Source organism: Craurococcus roseus, assembly GCF_039523795.1.
In the GTDB taxonomy this organism is placed as follows: Bacteria; Pseudomonadota; Alphaproteobacteria; order Acetobacterales; family Acetobacteraceae; genus Craurococcus; species Craurococcus roseus.
In genome coordinates this window covers 394-800 of record NZ_BAAAFZ010000016.1, presented here as the reverse complement: position 1 = coordinate 800, position 407 = coordinate 394, and the positions used below count along the sequence as shown (strand labels likewise).

Here is a 407-nt window from a genome sequence, read left to right as displayed (position 1 = left end):
GGGGGGCGGTGGCGACGCGCGCCGCGTCCGGGCCGTGCTCGAGCGCGTGGCGCGGGAGGTCGTGCTGCCGGGGATGCTGTCCGCGCGCGCGTCGGCTCGGCGGGCCGAGGCCGGGGCGGTCGCGCAGCGCGAGGCCGAAGGCGCCGCCGCCGGGTTGGCGAGTCGCGCCTTGTCCGGCGCGGAGGGGGCCGCAGGGCGCGTGTTCGCGCTCTGCGCCGGGGCGCTGCCGGGCACGGCGCGCTTGGCGTTGCTGGAGGGGGCTGCGCGGGCGCTCGGCGACCTGTGGGCCGAGGACGCCTGCGGCGAGGCGGAGGTGGCGATCGCCTTGTGCCGCTTGCAATCCGGCCTGCCCGCCGCGGGCGCGTCGTGGCAGCCCGCGGCGCCGTCGCGCCGCGGCGCCGCCGCCG

The 407-nt window shown here is 82.6% G+C and carries 1 protein-coding gene; it reads left to right on the top strand.

The window, feature by feature from the left end; all coding sequences use genetic code 11:
* Nucleotides 1-407 (top strand): hypothetical protein (locus ABD067_RS08200; RefSeq protein WP_343894746.1); only part of this gene is annotated, 407 nt, incomplete at both ends.